We start from the raw sequence: 17,612 nt of genomic DNA, 5'->3' as shown, positions 1-17,612 counted from the left end.
CTCAATTTTGTATCATCAATATGAAAACATCCCTTGCAGACTCGAAAAGCACAGCACAACAAGACAGCAAGCAAGATTATGTAGCGATCGCGAGATCGCTTGCTCAAGAATTTGCTGCTACTGCCATCGAACGAGATCGTGTTGGCGGTACGCCAAAGTATGAACGCGATCGCATTCGTTCTAGCGGTTTGCTCGGTTTGATTATCCCTAAAGAATATGGCGGTATTGGCGAAACGTGGATTACTGCACTCCAAATTTCCCGCGAGTTGGCAAAGACTGATAGTTCTCTAGCTCATGTTTATTCCTATCACCATTTAGGGGTGGTTATCCCGCATCTTTTTGGCACGGAGGATCGCAAGGCACAGTTCTACAAAGACACAATGACAAACAATTGGTTTTGGTGCAATGCTCTCAATCCTCTCGATCGCCGTGCCACTTTAACTCCTGATGGTACAGGCTTTTTACTGAACGGGATAAAAAGCTTTTGCTCTGGCTCTAAAGATTCAGATATCTTACCCATCACTGCGGTTCGTCAAGATACATCTGAACTCACAATTATTGTAATTCCCACTCAAAGAGAGGGTGTAAAAATCCATGACGATTGGGATAACATCGGGCAACGTCAAACCGATAGCGGTAGTATTAGCTTTGACCAAGTGCGCGTTTATGACTCGGAAGTGTTTGGCGATCGCACCCGTGCTGATATTCCTTTCCGTACTTTACGAGCTTGCTTGACGCAAATCAATCTTGCCCATATTTATCTGGGTATTGCCGAAGGAGCATTTGCTGCGGCCAAAGACTATACTTGCACCCAAGGACGACCCTGGTTGACTTCCAATGCTGCTAGTGTGACGCTTGATCCCTACATTCTGAAACACTACGGAGAAATGTGGGTCGATCTGCAAGCGGTTAGCAGTTTGACCGATCGAGCCGCGGCCATTGTGCAAGCAGCTTGGGAAAAAGGCATAGATTTAACAACAGAAGAACGTGGAAAATGCGCGATCGCGATCGCCACGGCAAAAATTGCTGCCACAAAAATAGGTTTAGATGTGACAACTCGCATTTTTGAAGTGATGGGGGCGCGTGCTACCACCAGTAAATATGGTTTCGATCGCTACTGGCGTAATCTCAGAACGTTTACGCTACATGATTCTGTTGACTATAAAATTCACGATCTGGGTAACTGGGTACTCAACGATCAGCTCCCCAATCCCAGCTTTTATACGTAAAAAACATCCTTTTTAAAGGATGTTTTATCTTCACTCGGCGGTATCTCAGCTTTTTATGCAGATAGCAGCAGGGCTAGATGCTACTTTTTCTTCTGCGCGTGCAACTGATACATTACCACTGAATATTAATCATTCAAGTAACTAGATAAGTCAGACAAGCAAAAATTTACACAATGTGCTTGCATTTTTGAAGTCCTTTGTGGAATAATAGGAGCTTGTTAGAGTAAACTACGGTTACTCGGTCGGCTTATAGTAACTTACTCATCAATAATGATTAGTTCAGCTTTTACATGGTTATTGCGTTTTTTTGTTTTCAATACTTGAAGCTTAGGAAGGAACAGTGTTAACCCGATTAAGAGAAAACCCATTTTTAGCTAAATTGAGGCATTTTGGGAGCAAACTCAAACCTAGTTCAATCAAGACCTTTGCTTTGCTTTTTGCAGTTGGCTTCAGTTTGAGTTTAACCGTTTCTGCCTGTAGTCCTACTCAGCAAACAAATACAACTACTGCCCCGACTTCTGCTGCCACATCGGTGGCTAGTTCTAACTCACAACAAAGCAATGTAATTAGGATCGGCTATCAAAAATATGGAACCCTAAGTATCCTTAAATCACGGGGAAGTTTAGAGAAACGTTTGGCTTCCCAAAGCACTTCTGTACAGTGGCTTCAATTTCCCGCTGGCCCTCAATTACTGGAAGCTTTGAATGCAGGCAGTATTGACTTTGGCCATACAGGAGAAGCGCCGCCTATTTTCGCGCAAGCTGCTGGCGCACCATTGGTATATGTTGCTAATGAGCCTCCTAATCCTAAAGGTGAAGCTATCTTAGTACCGAAAGATTCTCCTATTCAAGATGTGGCTGGGTTGAAAGGCAAAAAAGTTGTATTTAACAAAGGTTCAAATGTGCAATACCTCGTGGTAGAAGCATTAAAAGCAGCCGGATTAAAATATAGCGACATTCAGCCTATTTATCTGCCCCCAGCAGATGCGCGGGCAGTTTTTGAACAAGGTAGTGCTGATGCTTGGGCAATTTGGGACCCGTTTTTTACAGTAGCGAAACGAGCTACAGAATCTCGCGTTCTTAAGGATGGAGAAGGGCTGGTAGCTAATCGGGAATTCTATCTAGCTGCCAAACCTTTTAACGAGCAATATCCTGACCGGATTAAGGCAATTTTAGAAGAACTTCAAAAAGTAGATGAATGGGCGGCAGCTCAACCAACTGAAGTGGCAAAACTGCTGTCTCCTGAGCTTGGTATTGATGTTCCAACTTTAGAGGAAATCTCACGGAGACGGCCTTACGGTGTGCAGCCAATTACGGATGAAGTCGTTACTTACCAGCAAAAAGTTGCTGATACTTTCTTGAATTTGAAGCTGCTTCCCAAACAGGTAAAAATTAGCGAAGTGGCTCAGGTAACTAAACAATAAATAGTGATGGAGACTCAGGAAAATGGAATTATTTTGGTTTATACCAACTCACGGAGACGGACACTATTTAGCGTCAGGAATTGGAGGGAGAGCTTGCAGTTTCTCCTACTTAAAGCAAATCGCCCAAGCCGTTGACAATTTAGGATTTACGGGTGCTCTGCTGCCGACTGGACGCTCATGCGAAGACGCATGGGTAGTAGCTTCATCTCTAATGTCTGTAACGGAAAAAATGCGTTTTTTAGTTGCGATTCGCCCGGGATTAATGTCTCCTGGGGTAGCAGCACGGATGGCAGCAACGTTTGATCGGTTATCTAACGGACGCTTATTGATTAATGTGGTGACCGGCGGCGATCCGGTAGAATTAGCAGGAGATGGAGTGCATCTCAGTCACGATGCTCGTTATGAATTAACGGATGAATTCTTGACAGTTTGGAGAGCGATGCTTGAAGGTAGTAACTCCAATAACGTGCGAGATAAAGAAGTCGATTTTAGCGGTGAATATCTCCAAATTAAGGGCGGTAAAGTTCTCTTCCCACCTGTACAAACTCCCCATCCTCCCTTGTGGTTTGGCGGTTCATCGCCCATAGCACAACAAATTGCGGCTAAGCATATTGATGTCTATCTGACTTGGGGAGAACCGCCGCAACAAGTGGCAAAAAAAATTGAAGCTGTGAAAAAATTAGCAGCAGAACAGGGTAGAACTGTGCGGTTTGGGATTCGCCTTCATGTCATTGTGCGCGAAACTGAAAGCGAAGCTTGGGAGGACGCAAATCGGTTGATTAAATATGTCGATGAAGATGCGATCGCAGCCGCCCAAAAAGCTTATGCCAGAATGGACTCTGAAGGGCAAAAGCGGATGACAGAACTGCACGCAGGCAACCGCGAAGCTCTAGAAATTAGCCCCAATTTGTGGGCTGGAATTGGGTTAGTAAGAGGCGGTGCCGGTACTGCCTTAGTGGGAGATCCCGATACCGTTGTTGCACGAATGTTGGAATATTGCGAATTGGGAATTGAAACTTTCATTTTTTCCGGTTATCCCCACTTAGAAGAAGCGTATCGAGTCGCTGAATTGCTATTCCCCCGCTTGCCGTTGAAGAACCAACCACCTGCAAATCAACCGCAAATGTTTAGTCCTTTTGGCGAAATTATTGCCAACGATAAGTTTCTCCAACAAAAACAAGTTATTCCTACGAGCGCATCATGAACAAAAAATGGCTCAAAAATCCCTATTTTCAGCAGGTAATTCCCTGGATTGTACCGATTGTGCTGATTGTTAGCTGGCAACTTTTAGTGCAGGTGGGTTGGCTTTCGACAAGAGTTTTACCCGCACCAACAGGTGTTTTAAGTGCAGGAGTTAGATTGGCAATTACCGGGGAACTGTTTCACCATATCGGAATTAGTGCTTGGCGTGCTGTCGTTGGTTTCATCATCGGCGGAGGAATTGGTTTAACTCTTGGTTTCCTCAGCGGTCTTTCTCCAATCGCCGAAAAGCTGCTAGATACTTCTGTACAAATGGTTCGTAATGTTCCCCACCTCGCCTTAATTCCCCTAGTAATTTTATGGTTTGGAATTGGCGATGTAGCTCGGTTATTTTTGGTGGCTTTGGGTGTGTTTTTCCCAATGTATATCAATACATTTCATGGCATCCGCAGCGTCGATGCCGGATTGATTGAAATGGGAAAAGTCTATGGTTTGAGTCCTACATCTCTTTTGTGGCAAGTTATTCTGCCTGGGGCTTTGCCTTCAATTTTGGTAGGCGTGCGATATTCTTTGGGGATTATGTGGCTGACGCTGATTGTCGCAGAAACAATTGCTGCGGATTCTGGTATTGGTTACATGGCAATGAATGCTCGCGAGTTCTTGCAAACTGATGTTGTGGTGTTGAGCATTATTATGTATGCTTTGTTGGGTAAGTTTGCAGATGCGATCGCCAGAAAGTTAGAAAAGAAATGGCTGGCTTGGCATCCCAATTATCAGCCCGCTTAGCTATAAAAAAGCAGGAATAAGAAAGAAAAATGAGAGTGTCCCCTTTTTCTTTCTTAGTTTCTCTAGAAATGCTGTCCTTCACGATCTGCTCAGTTAGTGTTTTTTACGTATAAAAGCTGGGATTGGGGAGTTGATCGTTGAGTACCCAGTTACCCAGATCGTGAATTTTATAATCAACAGAATCATGTAGCGTAAACGTTCTCAGATTACGCCAGTAGCGATGGAAACCATATTTACTGGTGGTAGCAGGCGCCCCCATCACTTCAAAAATGCGACTTGTCACATCTAAACCTGTTTTTGTGGCAGCAACCTTTGCTGTTGCGATCGCTGCCTGCTCCACAACTTCAATGATCTCCAGTCCTAATACACGATCCATGCTGAATGTTTTCTCCTATTGCACCTCCTGGCTACTCCACGGCTTTGGAGGCGCTCACTGCCTGTGAGTCGGATTTTGAGCTTTTTAGCCAACAGGTCTATGAAACTCACGACCGTGAGAGCGAAGACTAGGAATTTTCTATCCCATCATGGTTTTGACGGCGAGGATTACAACAGTCGCCAAAAAAATCCGACGTAACCAGCGATTGCTAAGTTTGAGAGCCACCTGTGAGCCGATGATGCCCCCAATAAACATGGCAATACCTAAGATGATGCCCAATCGATAATCAACGATGCCAGCCGCTGTGAAAACCCCCGTTGCAACGAGCGAGGAAAAGATATTCACCAGCTTGGTTGTAGCGATCGCTTCCACAAAAGTCATCCGAAAGAGCGCCACATAGGCAGCCGTTAGCAAGGTGACGTACCCACCACTGAAAAAACCACCATAGATACCCAGCCCAAACGTTGCCACATAACCGAGTAATTGGGCTGCCCGTGATGGGCGATCGGCTGCCGGAAGAACGCCACCTCGATGATTCGCGATCGAGAAAACAGCAACCGCAATCATGGCAGCCGAAACAATCTGCGGTAAGGACTTTGACGGTATTACCAGGACTAATCCTGCTCCTAGAATTGAGCCAATCAGAGTCAGCCCAATCAAGAGAGGCAAGCGTCTTAGATTAATCGTCTGTTGCTTCAGAAACGGTAACGTTGCACCAATACTCATAAACGTGAGTGCCAGCATATTAGTGGCTAAAGCCGTGCGCGGTGCAATGCCCATTTGCAACATTACAGGCACCGTAATTAAGGAGGTGCTGCCTGTAATCACGCTGATCGTGCTGGTCGCTAAAAAAACTGTAATCAGGATCAGTAGTTGAAGGGAAACCATATGGGTTCTATAAGTTCCCTTACGCTAATTGGGTAGCCTAAACAAAGGTCGTAACCGCACCCCGATCGCAGTTCCCAGGAGTGCAGCCACAATCCACAGCCAGCCGTGCAAACTGGTAGACGCGATCGCCCCAAAGAACCCACTCACATTGCAACCGTAGGCAAGAAATGCACTGTAGCCCATCAGTAAGCCACCTAATATCGCCGCCGCTAGAATCTGTTTGGAAGGCCCAAAAGTTGGAACCCATCGCCCTGCTAACCCTGCAGCCAGCAGCGATCCTAGAACGATCCCACCATTCATCACCGAACTGGCATCTGCAAACACGCCATTCGTGAGAGCAGCCTGAGCGTTGGCAGTCTTCCAAAATGGGCTGCTGGTAGAGTCCCACCCCAAAAACGATGCAATCTCAGCCGCCCACAGCGCAAAGCCCCAGGTAATCCGCCAAGGTTGGCCAGACACGATCAGCGTCAGCCAGTTGAGGAGTGACAGCGCTATCGCACCTGTGAGTAGCGACCAAGGGCCGTAAATTAGCTGAGTTAGCGAGGAGGGGAAAAGCGGAGGGGAAGAAGTTAGGGGAGGAGAAGAAAGAGCTTTTGCAGAAGGGAAAATACGTTGGAGAGTAACAAACAAAGCAGCGAAAATTGTCAGTTGCAAAACCACTGCCCAAAACCAGCCAAGATTATCCGCCAAAGAAATCGCCGGCAAAGCAGGCAAATTCACCCACAACTGTCGGGTTAAGCTAGCTGCAAATGCCCCAATGCAAAATGTCACCAGCGTCACCAGCAGAGTGAGACTGCCAGAACCAACGGTATACAAAGTACCACAACCGCAGGCCCCCCCAAGCTGCATCCCAATCCCAAACACGAAGGCGCCGATCGCCCCTTGAACGCCTACAGGAGAAACAGCACCCCGCACTTGCTGCCCAAATACGGTTCCGGCTGCCAGAGTCGGCGCAAACAGAACGGTAGCGATCGCCAGCATGATAATTTGTGCGATCGCTCCCCGCGCGTCTTTATGCACAAGTAACTTGCGGTAGGCACTGGCAAAGCCAAAGCTAGAATGGTAAAGTGTTAGCCCCAGCAACCCACCAATCAAGAACAATAGGCTTTGCTGCCAACCATAACGATTGAGTGTAATTGCCCCAACAGTAAAAAGTGCTAAGGCGATCGCAATTATCAAGCGATCGGGACGAAAAGGAGCCCATAACGGCTCACCAGAAACTGATGAACTCATTTTTACTACTTCTTAGGTGGGCTCTTCGGTTGTTCCGGTGGCGGATCGCAACTGCCTAAAGCGGGTTGACTTAGCTGTACAAAATCAAACCCAAATATTACGGCCACAGTAGCAAAAAGAACAAGTGATGAAATCAAAACTTTCATACATTACACCTTTAAATGTTGAACAGCTTAGCAGCAAATAACTAAACTTTTTCCGGTCCAGTTTCAACTGGCAAATTAGACGTACTGTACTCAGTCCAAGAACCGTCGTAGATCCGAACTTTAGGATATCCCAAAAGATGTTTTAGCACGACATACTGTAATGTTGCTTCACGCCCAGTGCTGCATGACACAATCACATCATCTGAAGGCTTAATCTTCTTGTCCGCCAATATTTTGCGAATCTCATCCAGTGACTTCAACTGATGAGGGTTTTTGAGAGCCTCCTGAGAGTTCTCGGCTTCCGTAAACGTAGGCCAGGGAATATTTTTCGCACCAGGAATGTGCCCATTGCGTACCCAGAGATCTTTCTCACCTCGGAATAAATCACCTGGTCTAGGATCGATAAAAACAACACCTGGTTTACCAATTAATTCTCCAACCTGTTGAAGGTTAACGCGAATTGAGGGATTATCTTGAACCGCAAACTGTGTAAACTTGTATTTGGGATATTCCTTAACAACAGGTTGCCCAGAGGCTTTGTATCCTGTATATCCCCCATCTAAAATTGCAATATCTTTTACTCCCGATCGCTCTAGTAAATAGGCAACCATTGTCGCGCCTAAAATATCTCGTGCATCGGAATAAACGAGAACGCGACTGTTACTGCTAACACCCGATCGAGAAAATATCGAAGCTAATTTCTGGGTATCCCAATACTGCACGGGCAAAAATCCGTCGGGACCACGAAATGCAGTATCTGCAATGTGTACGGAGTTTGGAACATGGCCTCCAATATACTCCAGAGGCGCATTTCGCACATCCAAAATTCGCAAATTTGGATCTTTTGCGTTGGCTGTTACCCAATTGGGAGAAACAAATTGAATTTTGGCACTGGGGGTTGCAGTCAGCGGTGAAATCGAGAAGAGTGAAACTCCCAGCAAGGTTGCGATCGCTGCTATTACCAAAACAGAGGGTTTGAGCGATCTTTTCCAAATTCCCCGAAAAAATCTCAAATTCATAACTATAAATCTCCTTAATCAGATGGCATCAACAAGTCAATAACCCAACATTCATTAACGTCAAAAGAAGGCAGGAGGCAGGGGGCAGTTCGTTAGAAACACCCCAGAAATCAAAAATAGCAGTAACCTACGTCTGGCAATGGCAAACCACTTGCTCATGATTCGCCTCCTTAATTCCTTGCTAAATGTCTCGTTTAATTAGGACTTACGCAGCTTATACTGTAAATTGATCGGTTTACCGTAGTATAGCTGAATTTTATCTTACAGCAAGGCACACTCAAGATCAATGGTTAAAAAGACCAACTCGACTTTTGGTGGTGGTATGGGCAACTTTGCCAATATGGCGATCGCGCTCAATCAGCTTGATTAGCAAGGCGCGGTTAGCTGTTTTTAACAGGCGAGTCGCTACTAGAGAACCACTGAAGCCAGCACCGACGATCGCGCGCTCGTTGTTGGAGTATCAGAAATCATCAGTATTGTCGGAACCATATCAACATCAAATAGAAGAGTTCGGCTTGTCAGTATTTGAAGTTGTCACAGTCATTAACTGACCGACACCCCAAATAGACGGTGTTTTGCCGATCGCTTGCAGAATATGGTCGTGGGCTGCCATCACTGCCCTCAAGATGCAAAAGATATCTATAGGAACAATTTAATAACGGTAATAGTGGTAAAATACGGTTTACTTACCGAGATACAGTATTTTAACATTGCTTGCAATCATAATTCAACAATTTGGGAAAATTCAAGCATGAGTCAAATTCTGCAAGAAGTGCTGTCTGCTAACCAGGAATATGCTGCGACCTTTGGCAACAAAAGCAATTTGCCCCTACCTCCTGGTCGTCGCTTTGCCATTCTAACCTGCATGGACGCTTGCCTCGATCCAGCAAAATATGCTGGGCTGGCAGAAGGGGATGCCCATGTCATTCGTAATGCTGGAGGACGGGCAAGCGATGACGCAATTCGATCGCTCGTAATCTCTTACAAGCTATTGGGAACTCGTGAATGGTTCGTCATTCACCATACGGATTGTGGAATGCAACTCTTTACCGACAGCATCATCCGAGAACTATTGACAAACAGCCTGGAAACCGCTGTAATCGACGAAAATGGTTGGCGAGATGTAGGGCAGGGTTCAGGTTCGACAGAAGGTGAATTTGTCGATTGGTTAACGTTCAAAGATTTGGCAGAAAGCGTGTTTGTGGATGTCAAACGAATTCGCAACCATCCCCTTGTGCCACCAACTATTCCGATTTATGGCTTTATCTACGATGTGAAAACAGGGCAATTGATTGAAGTACCCAGCGCAACGGGCGTCGGTCGAGCAACAGTTCCAGCGATCGCGTCATCGTAAGGGAGGAACGCAAAAATGCAGAATGCTTTGCGGTTTTCTCAACTATGAATTAGTGCTTCTCACCCTCTCACCATTATTATTGCAGCTATGACCCATTTGATTGAATACGAAGACGCAAGTGATGAAGTACGCGCAGTGTATGACGACATTCGTGCGACACGCAAAACCGATTACATCAACAACTTTTGGAAAGCGATCGCCAACCATCCGCCTACCCTGCAACGTACCTGGCAGAATGTGAAGGAGGTGATGACGGCTCCCGGAGAACTCGATCCCCTGACCCGCGAGTTAATCTACATTGCTGTCAGCGTGACAAATGGTTGCCCGTACTGCATTTCATCTCATACAGCCTCCGCGCGAGCCAAGGGAATGGATGATGCCATATTTGGGGAACTGATGGCGATCGTGGCAACCGCAAACGCTACCAATCGACTGGCAAATGGCTATCAAATTCCGGTGGATGAACAATTCAAATTATAAAAGGCGTTCAATCTTAACTACTTAACTACTTATAATCCATCTCTATGGCAACTGAATTAACCGTAGATGTTTCTCAGATTCCCGTTATTGATATCAGTTCGCTGGTATCGGGTAATCCCGTAGATACAGTTGCAAACCAAATTCGACAAGCTTGTGGTGACACAGGTTTTTTTTACATTGTCGAGCATGGTGTAGACCAAGGCTTGCAAAACCGTTTGGAGCAACTCAGCCGTCAGTTTTTTGCTCAAGATTTAGAAACTAAAATGCAAATTCGGATGGCGCTGGGAGGTCGGGCATGGCGCGGCTACTTTCCGGTTGGAGGTGAACTGACGAATGGTAAACCAGATTTGAAAGAAGGAATTTATTTCGGATCGGAATTGAATCAAACCGATCCGGCTGTTCAAGCGGGCGTTCCCATGCACGGAGCAAACCTGTTTCCAGATATTCCTCTTTTTCGCGAAATAATACTAGAATATCTGGCGGTGATGACTCAACTGGGTCACGCAGTAATGGCTGGAATTGCCCTGAGTTTGAACTTAGAAGCATCTTACTTCCGCGATCGCTATACGACAGATCCCCTGATTTTATTTCGCATCTTCAACTATCCACCACAAAGCAATCTCCAAGGGCAATCCTGGGGAGTGGGAGAGCATACCGATTATGGTTTGCTCACGATTCTCAAGCAGGATGATTTAGGTGGGTTGCAAGTGAAGGCAAAATCAGGCTGGATTGATGCTCCGCCGATCGCCAACTCATTTGTTTGTAACATTGGCGATATGCTCGATCGCCTCACAGGTGGACTTTATCGGTCTACTCCTCATCGAGTCAAGAATGTGTCAGGACGATCTCGCCTCTCATTTCCCTTTTTCTTCGATCCCAATTTCAATGCTGAACTCCACCCGATCGAAATCAAGGGAGCCATCGTCGATGATAACAAGAACGAACGTTGGGATAAAGCCAGCGTTCACGAGTTTCGCGGCACTTACGGCGATTATGTCCTGAACAAAGTTGCAAAGGTTTTTCCCCAATTGCGCCAGGAAGTTTTTTGACCAATTTTAGTGGTTGGAGTGTCAGATTAATAAGTCCAGTTTTGCTTGGTTTGCAAGCTACAGGATTAGATGTATCCACCCACCTGCCTCGACGGGTCACTCGTGAGGAATTAGTTGGGGCTGTGTCCCTGGTTTGTGATGTGAGTGATTTGGCTCCTCCTGAAGTGGCGATCGATCGATGAGATGACTGCGCCCTCCCAGCTAGAATTTGATGGCAGCACGGGATGTCATTCTTGAAGACATTGAGAAATTAATTGGTGAACTGAAACAAACAAATTAGAGAATTGAGTAGAGATTTAATCTATGACTAATGCTGCAGAAAAACAGGAACCGTCTTCATCAGAACTCGCGAAACCATCGTACTCACTTTGGCAACTGACGCTGTATTTCCTCAAATTAGGCAGCTTAGGATTTGGAGGACCGATAGCCCTTGTGGGTTATATGCACCGCGACCTGGTTGAAGATCGGAGGTGGATTTCCGAGGCAAGTTATCAAGAAGGATTAACCTTAGCTCAGGTTGCCCCTGGTCCACTGGCTGCCCAATTAGGGTTCTACATGGGCTATGTCCATTACGGCATTATTGGTTCTACCCTCGTTGGTATTGCCTTTGTCTTGCCCTCCTTTTTGATGGTTGTGGCATTGGGATGGGCTTACACCAATTATGGGGGGCTGAGTTGGATGCAGGCAGTATTCTACGGGGTTGGAGCTTGCGTCATTGGCATCATTGCCCTAAGCGCCTACAAATTGACGAAGAAGACCATTGGCACAGATTGGCTACTTTGGGCAATTTATGTGGTTAATGCTGTCTCGACTATCGTCACGCAATCGGAACGAATCGAACTCATCCTGGCAGGAGGAATTCTCACTTGGTTGATCGCAGCACCGCCTAAAAACTGGTTTAAGGGTAATAAGCTCAATAGTTTCATTGGCTTACCTCTGATACCGATAGTTGCATCTGTGCCATCTGCCTCTTCTGGTTTGCTTTGGCAAATCTTCACCTTTTTTGGTATGGCGGGTTCATTTGTATTTGGCAGTGGGTTAGCGATCGTTCCGTTCCTCTACGGTGGAGTGGTTAAGCATTATCAGTGGCTTGATGCTCAACAGTTCCTCGATGCAGTAGCAGTGGCGATGATTACGCCAGGTCCTGTCGTCATCACAACTGGGTTTATTGGCTTTTTGGTGGCTGGTTTTCCTGGCGCTTGTATGGCGGCGTTGGGAACGTTTATCCCCTGTTATCTACTCACGATTATTCCCGCCCCTTACTTTAAGAAGCATGGCAAGAAGCCCGCGATTGCTGCCTTTGTCAACGGTGTGACGGTTGCTGCAACAGGCGCGATCGCTGGAGCCGTTGTGGTTTTGGGACGACAATCTCTGCGAGATATTCCAACCGTTCTGATTGCTGTGGTGACGCTGGCTCTGCTATGGAAATTTGGCAAAAAGTTGCCAGAGCCTATCATCGTTGTAGTCTCCGGGATCGTTGGATTAGTGATTTATCCGCTGACGCATCCAGTGTAGATGGATGGCATCAATCCTGAGTGGAGTTGAGAGTCGATCGCAACAGACAGGGCGAGCTATGAGTGTTAAGGGAGCGATCGTCGATGACAACAAGAACGAACGCTGGGATAAAGCCAGCGTTCACGAGTTTCGCGGCACTTACGGCGATTATGTCCTGAACAAAGTTGCAAAGGTTTTTCCCCAATTGCGCCAGGAAGTTTTGTAAACAGTCACCCATTGGTGACAAGTTAAGGCTCAAAGCCAGTTGTCAAGGGGATTTTCGGAGGTAGCTCAAAGAAAAAAGTTCTCCACTGCCGACATTATAACTCTAATGTCAACTGGGGCTTAAATCCCTGCCAGATGAAAGGATAAGAAGCAAGTTCTTATCCTTGGTAGTCAGCGATCGCTTTTTGCCCTATAACTACTGCAACTATTACCAGGGGAAGACACTCATCCACTTGGATAAATGATTTTATTTCAATCGCTGCTGGCTGGGCGATCGCGCTTATTCTAAATTCCCTGCTTTCTTAACAGCTTGTTTCAAGTCTTCAAAGGTAATATTACCCTCTTCATCTCGATACGTCGCTAGCAGTTCCGCGGGGCTAGTACCTGTTTCTGCTAAAATGACTGCATTTAACCCAGGACTTAAAAAAAGCTCATTACTCGATATTTTGCCATCTTGATCGCCATCCAAGGCATTAAAAAGAGATTGAAGCTCTTGCTCAGTTGCCATAAGTTTCTATTTGAATTAGTTTTTTCAATTCAATATCCCATAATGTTGAAAAAGATGCAAGGAAAGTTACCTTTTACCCTGGCAGATACAAGCTGTTGCTGTCGTTTGGGCGTGTGCGTATAGATACCTGGAAGTAGTCGCTACCGATTCATGCCCTAACGTCTGCTGCACCAAATGAATCGGCGCGCCCCTGTCTAGTGAATGCGAAGCGTGGGCGTGACGCAACCAATGGGGCTGACCTTTCCTGTAATCCCAGCGCGGTTCCCCAGCATCGTCTTCACCCCCGCTATTTGGAAGGTAGAAGATATCAGGTGTTTTGCTTTATCCAACATTTACCCACAAGCGGGGATTTTTAATTACCTGGTTTCCAAACTACTTCTTCAACTTTGAGCTGCTTGGGAATTAAGCCTAGTTCAAAAAAAGTATCCGCAATTTCCTGTTGCTCGGCAACCATATCAGCTTGGATCGGTTCAAATCCATAACTCCGCCGTCGAGTCACTACATCTAAGATAGAAGCATCAATTTTCAGAATGGGAGCGAGAATCTTAGTTACTTCTTCAGGATTCGCATCCGCCCAAGTCGCTACTGCTTGAGTTTCTTCTCTAATTGCCTCAATGATTTTGACATTCGGCTGAGCAAATGACTTATTAGCTAAGTAAAAATCGCGGTTAGCGGCTAGTCCTTTACTATCTTTAACAACACGAACATCTTTTTGCGCTTGAGCTGCTGCATAAAAGGGGTCCCAAATTACCCAAGCATCTACGTTACCTTGTTGAAAGGCGGCTCTGGCATCGGCTGGTGTCAGGTTTGCCGGCTCAATCTCAGCCCATTTTATCCCGGCGGATTTCAGTGCTTTTGCTAATAGGTAATTGGCGCTTGAACCTTTTGTAAAAGCTATTTTCTTACCTCGCAAATCTGCCAGGGTTTGAATTGCCGAATTAGCAGGAACTAAAATACCTGAACTGCGGTCTTTGGGGGCGCTACCGCCAATGTAAAGCAGAGGTGCGTTAGCAGCTTGGGCAAAGACTGGAGGAGCGTCCCCGGTACGCCCGATGTCGATGCTGCCAACGTTTAGTGCTTCCAGCATCGGGGGGCCTGATTGAAATTCTTTCCACTCAACGGATACACCTAGAGGCTGCAAGCGTTTCTCTAAACCGCCTCTAGCTTTGACTAGGGTGAAGGGGTCGAATTTCTGATGACCGATGCGGACTACCTTAGCTGCAGTTGCTGTGGGGGAAGCGGCGGGGCTTGCAGAGCTGGTAGGGGGGGGAGTATTGTTACAGGCGGCGATCGCCCAATTCAAGCTGATTCCTAATAGAAATAGCACTGCTAGGGAAAGGTGCGATCGCCATAATTGAGCAAGGAATGAAATCAGTCTTTTGAGCATAAACAATAATATTGTTTGTCGCTAACTTTCCGATCGGAGACTTCCAACTAATTCGGGTTTGCCACTGTGTAACGCACCAACAAACTCTTGCAACTGCGATCGCAGTATTTGTTCTGTTTCCTCTTCAAGTTGTACGCTTGTTTCGTCATAACTTTGGATCTGCGTGTCTAAAAGATAGACACCAGACAAGATATGACTAGCGCCCAGCTCGGATAACACTGGTTTGAGGGCGTAGTTAATTGCTAATAAGTGACCCAGCGTACCTCCGGTGGCTATGGGGAGAATAACTTTACCAGCTAAACTCTTCTGCGGTAGCAAATCTAAGTAAGCTTTGAGTACGCCTGTGTAGGCTGCTTTGTAAACAGGTGTGGCGATGATTATGCCCTTGGCTTCTACTACTAAATCATTGACTGCTTTTAAGTCTGGGTTCGCGAATTGTCCGTAAATTAATACCTCTGGCGGGAGATCGCGGACGTTGATAGATGCCGTACTTAATCCCTCCTTCTCGACTGCGCGGCGGGCGTATTCTAGCACGGCAAAGGATCGGGATGGATGAGACGGGCTACCTGCGATCGCAACAACATTAGGCATTTAATAGTCCTCCTATTTTTGACTCATTTAAAAATGAACGATTTACGGTATCGCTAGCAAATACGGTAAATTGGTAGGTTTACCGTATTTTATAGATAGTAAGCTAGCACGGTCAATTTTAAAAAGCAAGTAAGTTGAGATGTAAAGTTGGATAACTCTTATACAAATTTTGTGCGATCGCGAATCTCGGCGGGAATCAACTGTCAGGTTTTTTCTCCCAGATACAGCATAATCCCACCGGACTCAAAAACAGAACCTTTACAGGAACAGGGTTTGCTTGTTCTTAACAAGAATTTATCAAAGCCCCAGAAGTTGGGCAAAAAATTATCTTGCTTTTTGTAGATACCTATGCAATAATCTTGTTTAATCAAAAATACTGTAACTTGACTGACTTACCGTAGATTAAATCAAGAAACGCTAATCTGCTATTCACCAGCACCGGTGAGTAGGAGACGAATTGGGATTTGCTCAACAGCCACCTTTGACAGCGGAAAAGGTTTTGAGCCTGTGGCATAGATCGCGATATGGAGGTTTTTTAGAATGGAATCACCACTCTCAGGAATAGGTCTAGAATTAGTAGAACTCCAGAAGTCATTTGGAAATATTAAAATTTTGCGGGGTATCAACATAGAAATAAATCCCGGAGAATTTGTAGCAATTGTAGGTCGCAGCGGATGTGGCAAAAGTACCTTACTGCGCTTAATCGCCGGACTAGAAGTTCCCACTCAAGGCACTGTCTTTCTAGATGGAAAGCCGTCCCGCAAACTCAACTCTAAAGTGACAATGATGTTTCAGGATGCACGGCTACTACCTTGGCAAAAAGTGGTGGCAAATGTGAAATTAGGGCTACTCACGACCAAAGAAAACACGCACTGCAAAGCGATGCAAGTCCTTCACGCGGTAGGGCTTGGCGATCGCGCCAACGATTGGCCGGCGGTACTCTCCGGCGGTCAAAAGCAGAGAGTTTCTTTAGCAAGAGCCCTTGCCTGCGAACCTCATTTACTGCTGCTTGATGAACCCCTCGGCGCGTTGGATGCTTTGACTCGCATTGAGATGCAGCAATTGTTAGAAAATTTATGGCAAGAAAAGGGATTTACCGCGCTACTGATCACTCATGACGTAGAAGAAGCAGTGGTGCTAGCTGACCGAGTTATTTTAATAGAAAATGGTCAGATTGCAATGGACTGTTCTATTGATATGCCGCGACCGAGGCAGAGAGGAAATGCTCTATTTGCTGCGAAAGTAGAGGCGATTTTGCAGCGCGTTATGGGTCAAAAAGAAAGTAGCAGAGATGCAGAAAAAGTTGCAATAGGTAGGTACAAAAAACCCAACTATGTAAAGATGAGTAAATACGGATAACGGATCTACCAAGGTAACTCAGATATGGGCGCTCGTTTAATAATATTTCTGACTCGCGAGCTCTTCCTCAGCGAATCCGATCCACCCGCATTTGATATCACTCGCATATCCTAAACTCCGATCGATACTTCACCGTTCCGCTGCAATCCTCCAAAGCTCCACTTTCTAACTCCAAAACCATAAAAGCTTCATCGGGCACATCATATTCACATTTCAAGCTCTTTCTACTAGCAGGAATGAACCCAAAACGCGAATAGAAATCTGGATGACCTAGCACAACCACTGCCTGAAATCCCGATCGCCTGCACTCTTCTAAACCGTGCTGGATCAACAGCGTTCCTATACCTTGGCGCTGATATTCGGGAAGAACTGCGACTGGTGCCAACCCCAGAATCGACAAATTGCTAGAACATTTTCCTTCGACGACAACCGGACTGAAGAAAATGTGTCCGACAATGCGATCGGATTGTACGGCAACGAAGGAAAATGTAGATGCAATTCCCCGCAATCTATCGACTAAGTTTGCCTCATTTTCTCGCCCGAATGCCGCCATATTAACTTGTCGAACAGATTCTAAATCTTCTGGCTTTTCGGTACGGATATACATAGCTTAGATTAATGGTTTGGTGGCCGATCAGGCAGACAAATTACTACATAAACTGTTTCTATCTTTCGACCGCGATATTAATCAAATTATAGCGCCCCTGAAGCCTTTTTCCTCTTTTTGAGTTATATATTTTTGGCAACCAATTATACAACGACTTGCAGATGAATGCCAAATCGTCGCCGGGTGCATCTCAGTTTTGCACATATATCAAGTGGAAAGTTGACCATTGAGATAAGCACAGCGCAGAGAAAGAATAGA

General features: G+C 45.9%; 21 protein-coding genes. 11 read left to right on the top strand and 10 right to left on the bottom strand.

The genetic code is table 11. The features are described from left to right. The first annotated feature begins 20 nt into the window (after positions 1-20). From QUA57_RS02500 to ssuC, 4 genes are all read left to right on the top strand, one after another. The gene (locus QUA57_RS02500; RefSeq protein ID WP_333059369.1) at positions 21-1,229 is read left to right on the top strand and encodes an acyl-CoA dehydrogenase family protein; all 1,209 of its coding nucleotides are present in this window, start codon (positions 21-23) and stop codon (positions 1,227-1,229) included. A 340-nt stretch (positions 1,230-1,569) separates the two neighbouring features. Then, positions 1,570-2,652: a sulfonate ABC transporter substrate-binding protein gene (locus QUA57_RS02495; RefSeq protein ID WP_333059370.1), complete on the top strand. Its 1,083-nt coding sequence runs from the start codon at positions 1,570-1,572 to the stop codon at positions 2,650-2,652. A 22-nt stretch (positions 2,653-2,674) separates the two neighbouring features. After that, positions 2,675-3,856 carry an FMNH2-dependent alkanesulfonate monooxygenase gene (gene ssuD / locus QUA57_RS02490; protein WP_333059371.1) on the top strand — a complete coding sequence of 394 codons (1,182 nt, stop codon included), beginning with the start codon at positions 2,675-2,677 and terminating at the stop codon, positions 3,854-3,856. Then, the gene (ssuC, locus tag QUA57_RS02485; RefSeq protein WP_333059372.1) at positions 3,853-4,638 is read left to right on the top strand and encodes an aliphatic sulfonate ABC transporter permease SsuC; all 786 of its coding nucleotides are present in this window, start codon (positions 3,853-3,855) and stop codon (positions 4,636-4,638) included. The genes ssuD and ssuC overlap by 4 nt, the downstream gene beginning before the upstream one ends. 103 nt (positions 4,639-4,741) lie before the next feature. Here the strand turns inward: ssuC and QUA57_RS02480 are convergent, their stop codons facing one another. The 5 genes from QUA57_RS02480 to QUA57_RS02460 form a co-directional block, all read right to left on the bottom strand. After that, on the bottom strand, positions 4,742-5,014 hold the full coding sequence (locus QUA57_RS02480) for an acyl-CoA dehydrogenase family protein (RefSeq protein WP_333059373.1): 273 nt from the start codon (positions 5,012-5,014) through the stop codon (positions 4,742-4,744). 138 nt (positions 5,015-5,152) lie between these two features. Further along, positions 5,153-5,902 (bottom strand): sulfite exporter TauE/SafE family protein, encoded by a 750-nt coding sequence (locus tag QUA57_RS02475; RefSeq protein ID WP_333035546.1) that lies wholly within the window; start codon positions 5,900-5,902, stop codon positions 5,153-5,155. A 24-nt stretch (positions 5,903-5,926) separates the two neighbouring features. Continuing rightward, positions 5,927-7,135, bottom strand: a complete 1,209-nt coding sequence (locus tag QUA57_RS02470; protein WP_333059374.1) for a YeeE/YedE family protein — start codon at positions 7,133-7,135, stop codon at positions 5,927-5,929. 187 nt (positions 7,136-7,322) lie between these two features. Then, complete coding sequence (locus tag QUA57_RS02465; protein WP_333059375.1) at positions 7,323-8,300, bottom strand: sulfurtransferase; 978 nt, start codon at positions 8,298-8,300, stop codon at positions 7,323-7,325. Positions 8,301-8,583: 283 nt separating this feature from the next. Continuing rightward, positions 8,584-8,697 (bottom strand): hypothetical protein, encoded by a 114-nt coding sequence (locus QUA57_RS02460; protein ID WP_333250942.1) that lies wholly within the window; start codon positions 8,695-8,697, stop codon positions 8,584-8,586. A gap of 354 nt (positions 8,698-9,051) precedes the next feature. On the opposite strand from QUA57_RS02460, the gene QUA57_RS02455 reads away from it, so the two are divergent. From QUA57_RS02455 to QUA57_RS02430, 6 genes are all read left to right on the top strand, one after another. Beyond that, a complete protein-coding gene (locus QUA57_RS02455; RefSeq protein ID WP_333059376.1) occupies positions 9,052-9,654 on the top strand; it encodes a carbonic anhydrase in 603 nt (200 codons plus the stop codon). A gap of 87 nt (positions 9,655-9,741) precedes the next feature. Continuing rightward, entirely contained in the window at positions 9,742-10,134 is a 393-nt protein-coding gene (locus QUA57_RS02450) for a carboxymuconolactone decarboxylase family protein (RefSeq protein ID WP_333059377.1), read from the top strand. 44 nt (positions 10,135-10,178) lie between these two features. Further along, positions 10,179-11,183: a 2-oxoglutarate and iron-dependent oxygenase domain-containing protein gene (locus QUA57_RS02445; RefSeq protein WP_333059378.1), complete on the top strand. Its 1,005-nt coding sequence runs from the start codon at positions 10,179-10,181 to the stop codon at positions 11,181-11,183. After that, complete coding sequence (locus QUA57_RS02440; RefSeq protein WP_333059380.1) at positions 11,180-11,365, top strand: hypothetical protein; 186 nt, start codon at positions 11,180-11,182, stop codon at positions 11,363-11,365. The genes QUA57_RS02445 and QUA57_RS02440 overlap by 4 nt, the downstream gene beginning before the upstream one ends. Positions 11,366-11,486: 121 nt before the next feature. Beyond that, the gene (locus QUA57_RS02435; protein WP_333059382.1) at positions 11,487-12,698 is read left to right on the top strand and encodes a chromate transporter; all 1,212 of its coding nucleotides are present in this window, start codon (positions 11,487-11,489) and stop codon (positions 12,696-12,698) included. Between the two features lie 4 nt (positions 12,699-12,702). Further along, positions 12,703-12,903, top strand: a complete 201-nt coding sequence (locus tag QUA57_RS02430) for a hypothetical protein (protein WP_333059383.1) — start codon at positions 12,703-12,705, stop codon at positions 12,901-12,903. A 279-nt stretch (positions 12,904-13,182) separates the two neighbouring features. Here the strand turns inward: QUA57_RS02430 and QUA57_RS02425 are convergent, their stop codons facing one another. The 4 genes from QUA57_RS02425 to ssuE all read right to left on the bottom strand — a co-directional run bounded on the left by QUA57_RS02425 (position 13,183) and on the right by ssuE (position 15,388). Further along, a complete protein-coding gene (locus QUA57_RS02425; protein WP_172190219.1) occupies positions 13,183-13,410 on the bottom strand; it encodes an EF-hand domain-containing protein in 228 nt (75 codons plus the stop codon). Positions 13,411-13,476: 66 nt separating this feature from the next. After that, a complete protein-coding gene (locus QUA57_RS02420) occupies positions 13,477-13,635 on the bottom strand; it encodes a tyrosine-type recombinase/integrase (protein WP_333250931.1) in 159 nt (52 codons plus the stop codon). Positions 13,636-13,762: 127 nt separating this feature from the next. Continuing rightward, the gene (locus tag QUA57_RS02415; RefSeq protein WP_333059384.1) at positions 13,763-14,797 is read right to left on the bottom strand and encodes a sulfonate ABC transporter substrate-binding protein; all 1,035 of its coding nucleotides are present in this window, start codon (positions 14,795-14,797) and stop codon (positions 13,763-13,765) included. 21 nt (positions 14,798-14,818) lie between these two features. Next, entirely contained in the window at positions 14,819-15,388 is a 570-nt protein-coding gene (gene ssuE, locus QUA57_RS02410; protein ID WP_333059385.1) for an NADPH-dependent FMN reductase, read from the bottom strand. A 540-nt stretch (positions 15,389-15,928) separates the two neighbouring features. Between ssuE and QUA57_RS02405 the strand changes: the two genes are divergently transcribed. Continuing rightward, positions 15,929-16,747 carry an ATP-binding cassette domain-containing protein gene (locus tag QUA57_RS02405; protein ID WP_333059387.1) on the top strand — a complete coding sequence of 273 codons (819 nt, stop codon included), beginning with the start codon at positions 15,929-15,931 and terminating at the stop codon, positions 16,745-16,747. Between the two features lie 97 nt (positions 16,748-16,844). Here QUA57_RS02405 and QUA57_RS02400 read toward each other — a convergent pair whose 3' ends face one another. Then, complete coding sequence (locus tag QUA57_RS02400) at positions 16,845-17,354, bottom strand: N-acetyltransferase (RefSeq protein WP_333059389.1); 510 nt, start codon at positions 17,352-17,354, stop codon at positions 16,845-16,847. Positions 17,355-17,612 lie beyond the last annotated feature (258 nt).

Origin of the sequence: Microcoleus sp. Pol7_B2, assembly GCF_036701035.1 — a bacterium.
In the GTDB taxonomy this organism is placed as follows: Bacteria; Cyanobacteriota; Cyanobacteriia; order Cyanobacteriales; family Microcoleaceae; genus Microcoleus.
This window is presented reverse-complemented; position numbering and strand designations above follow the sequence as displayed.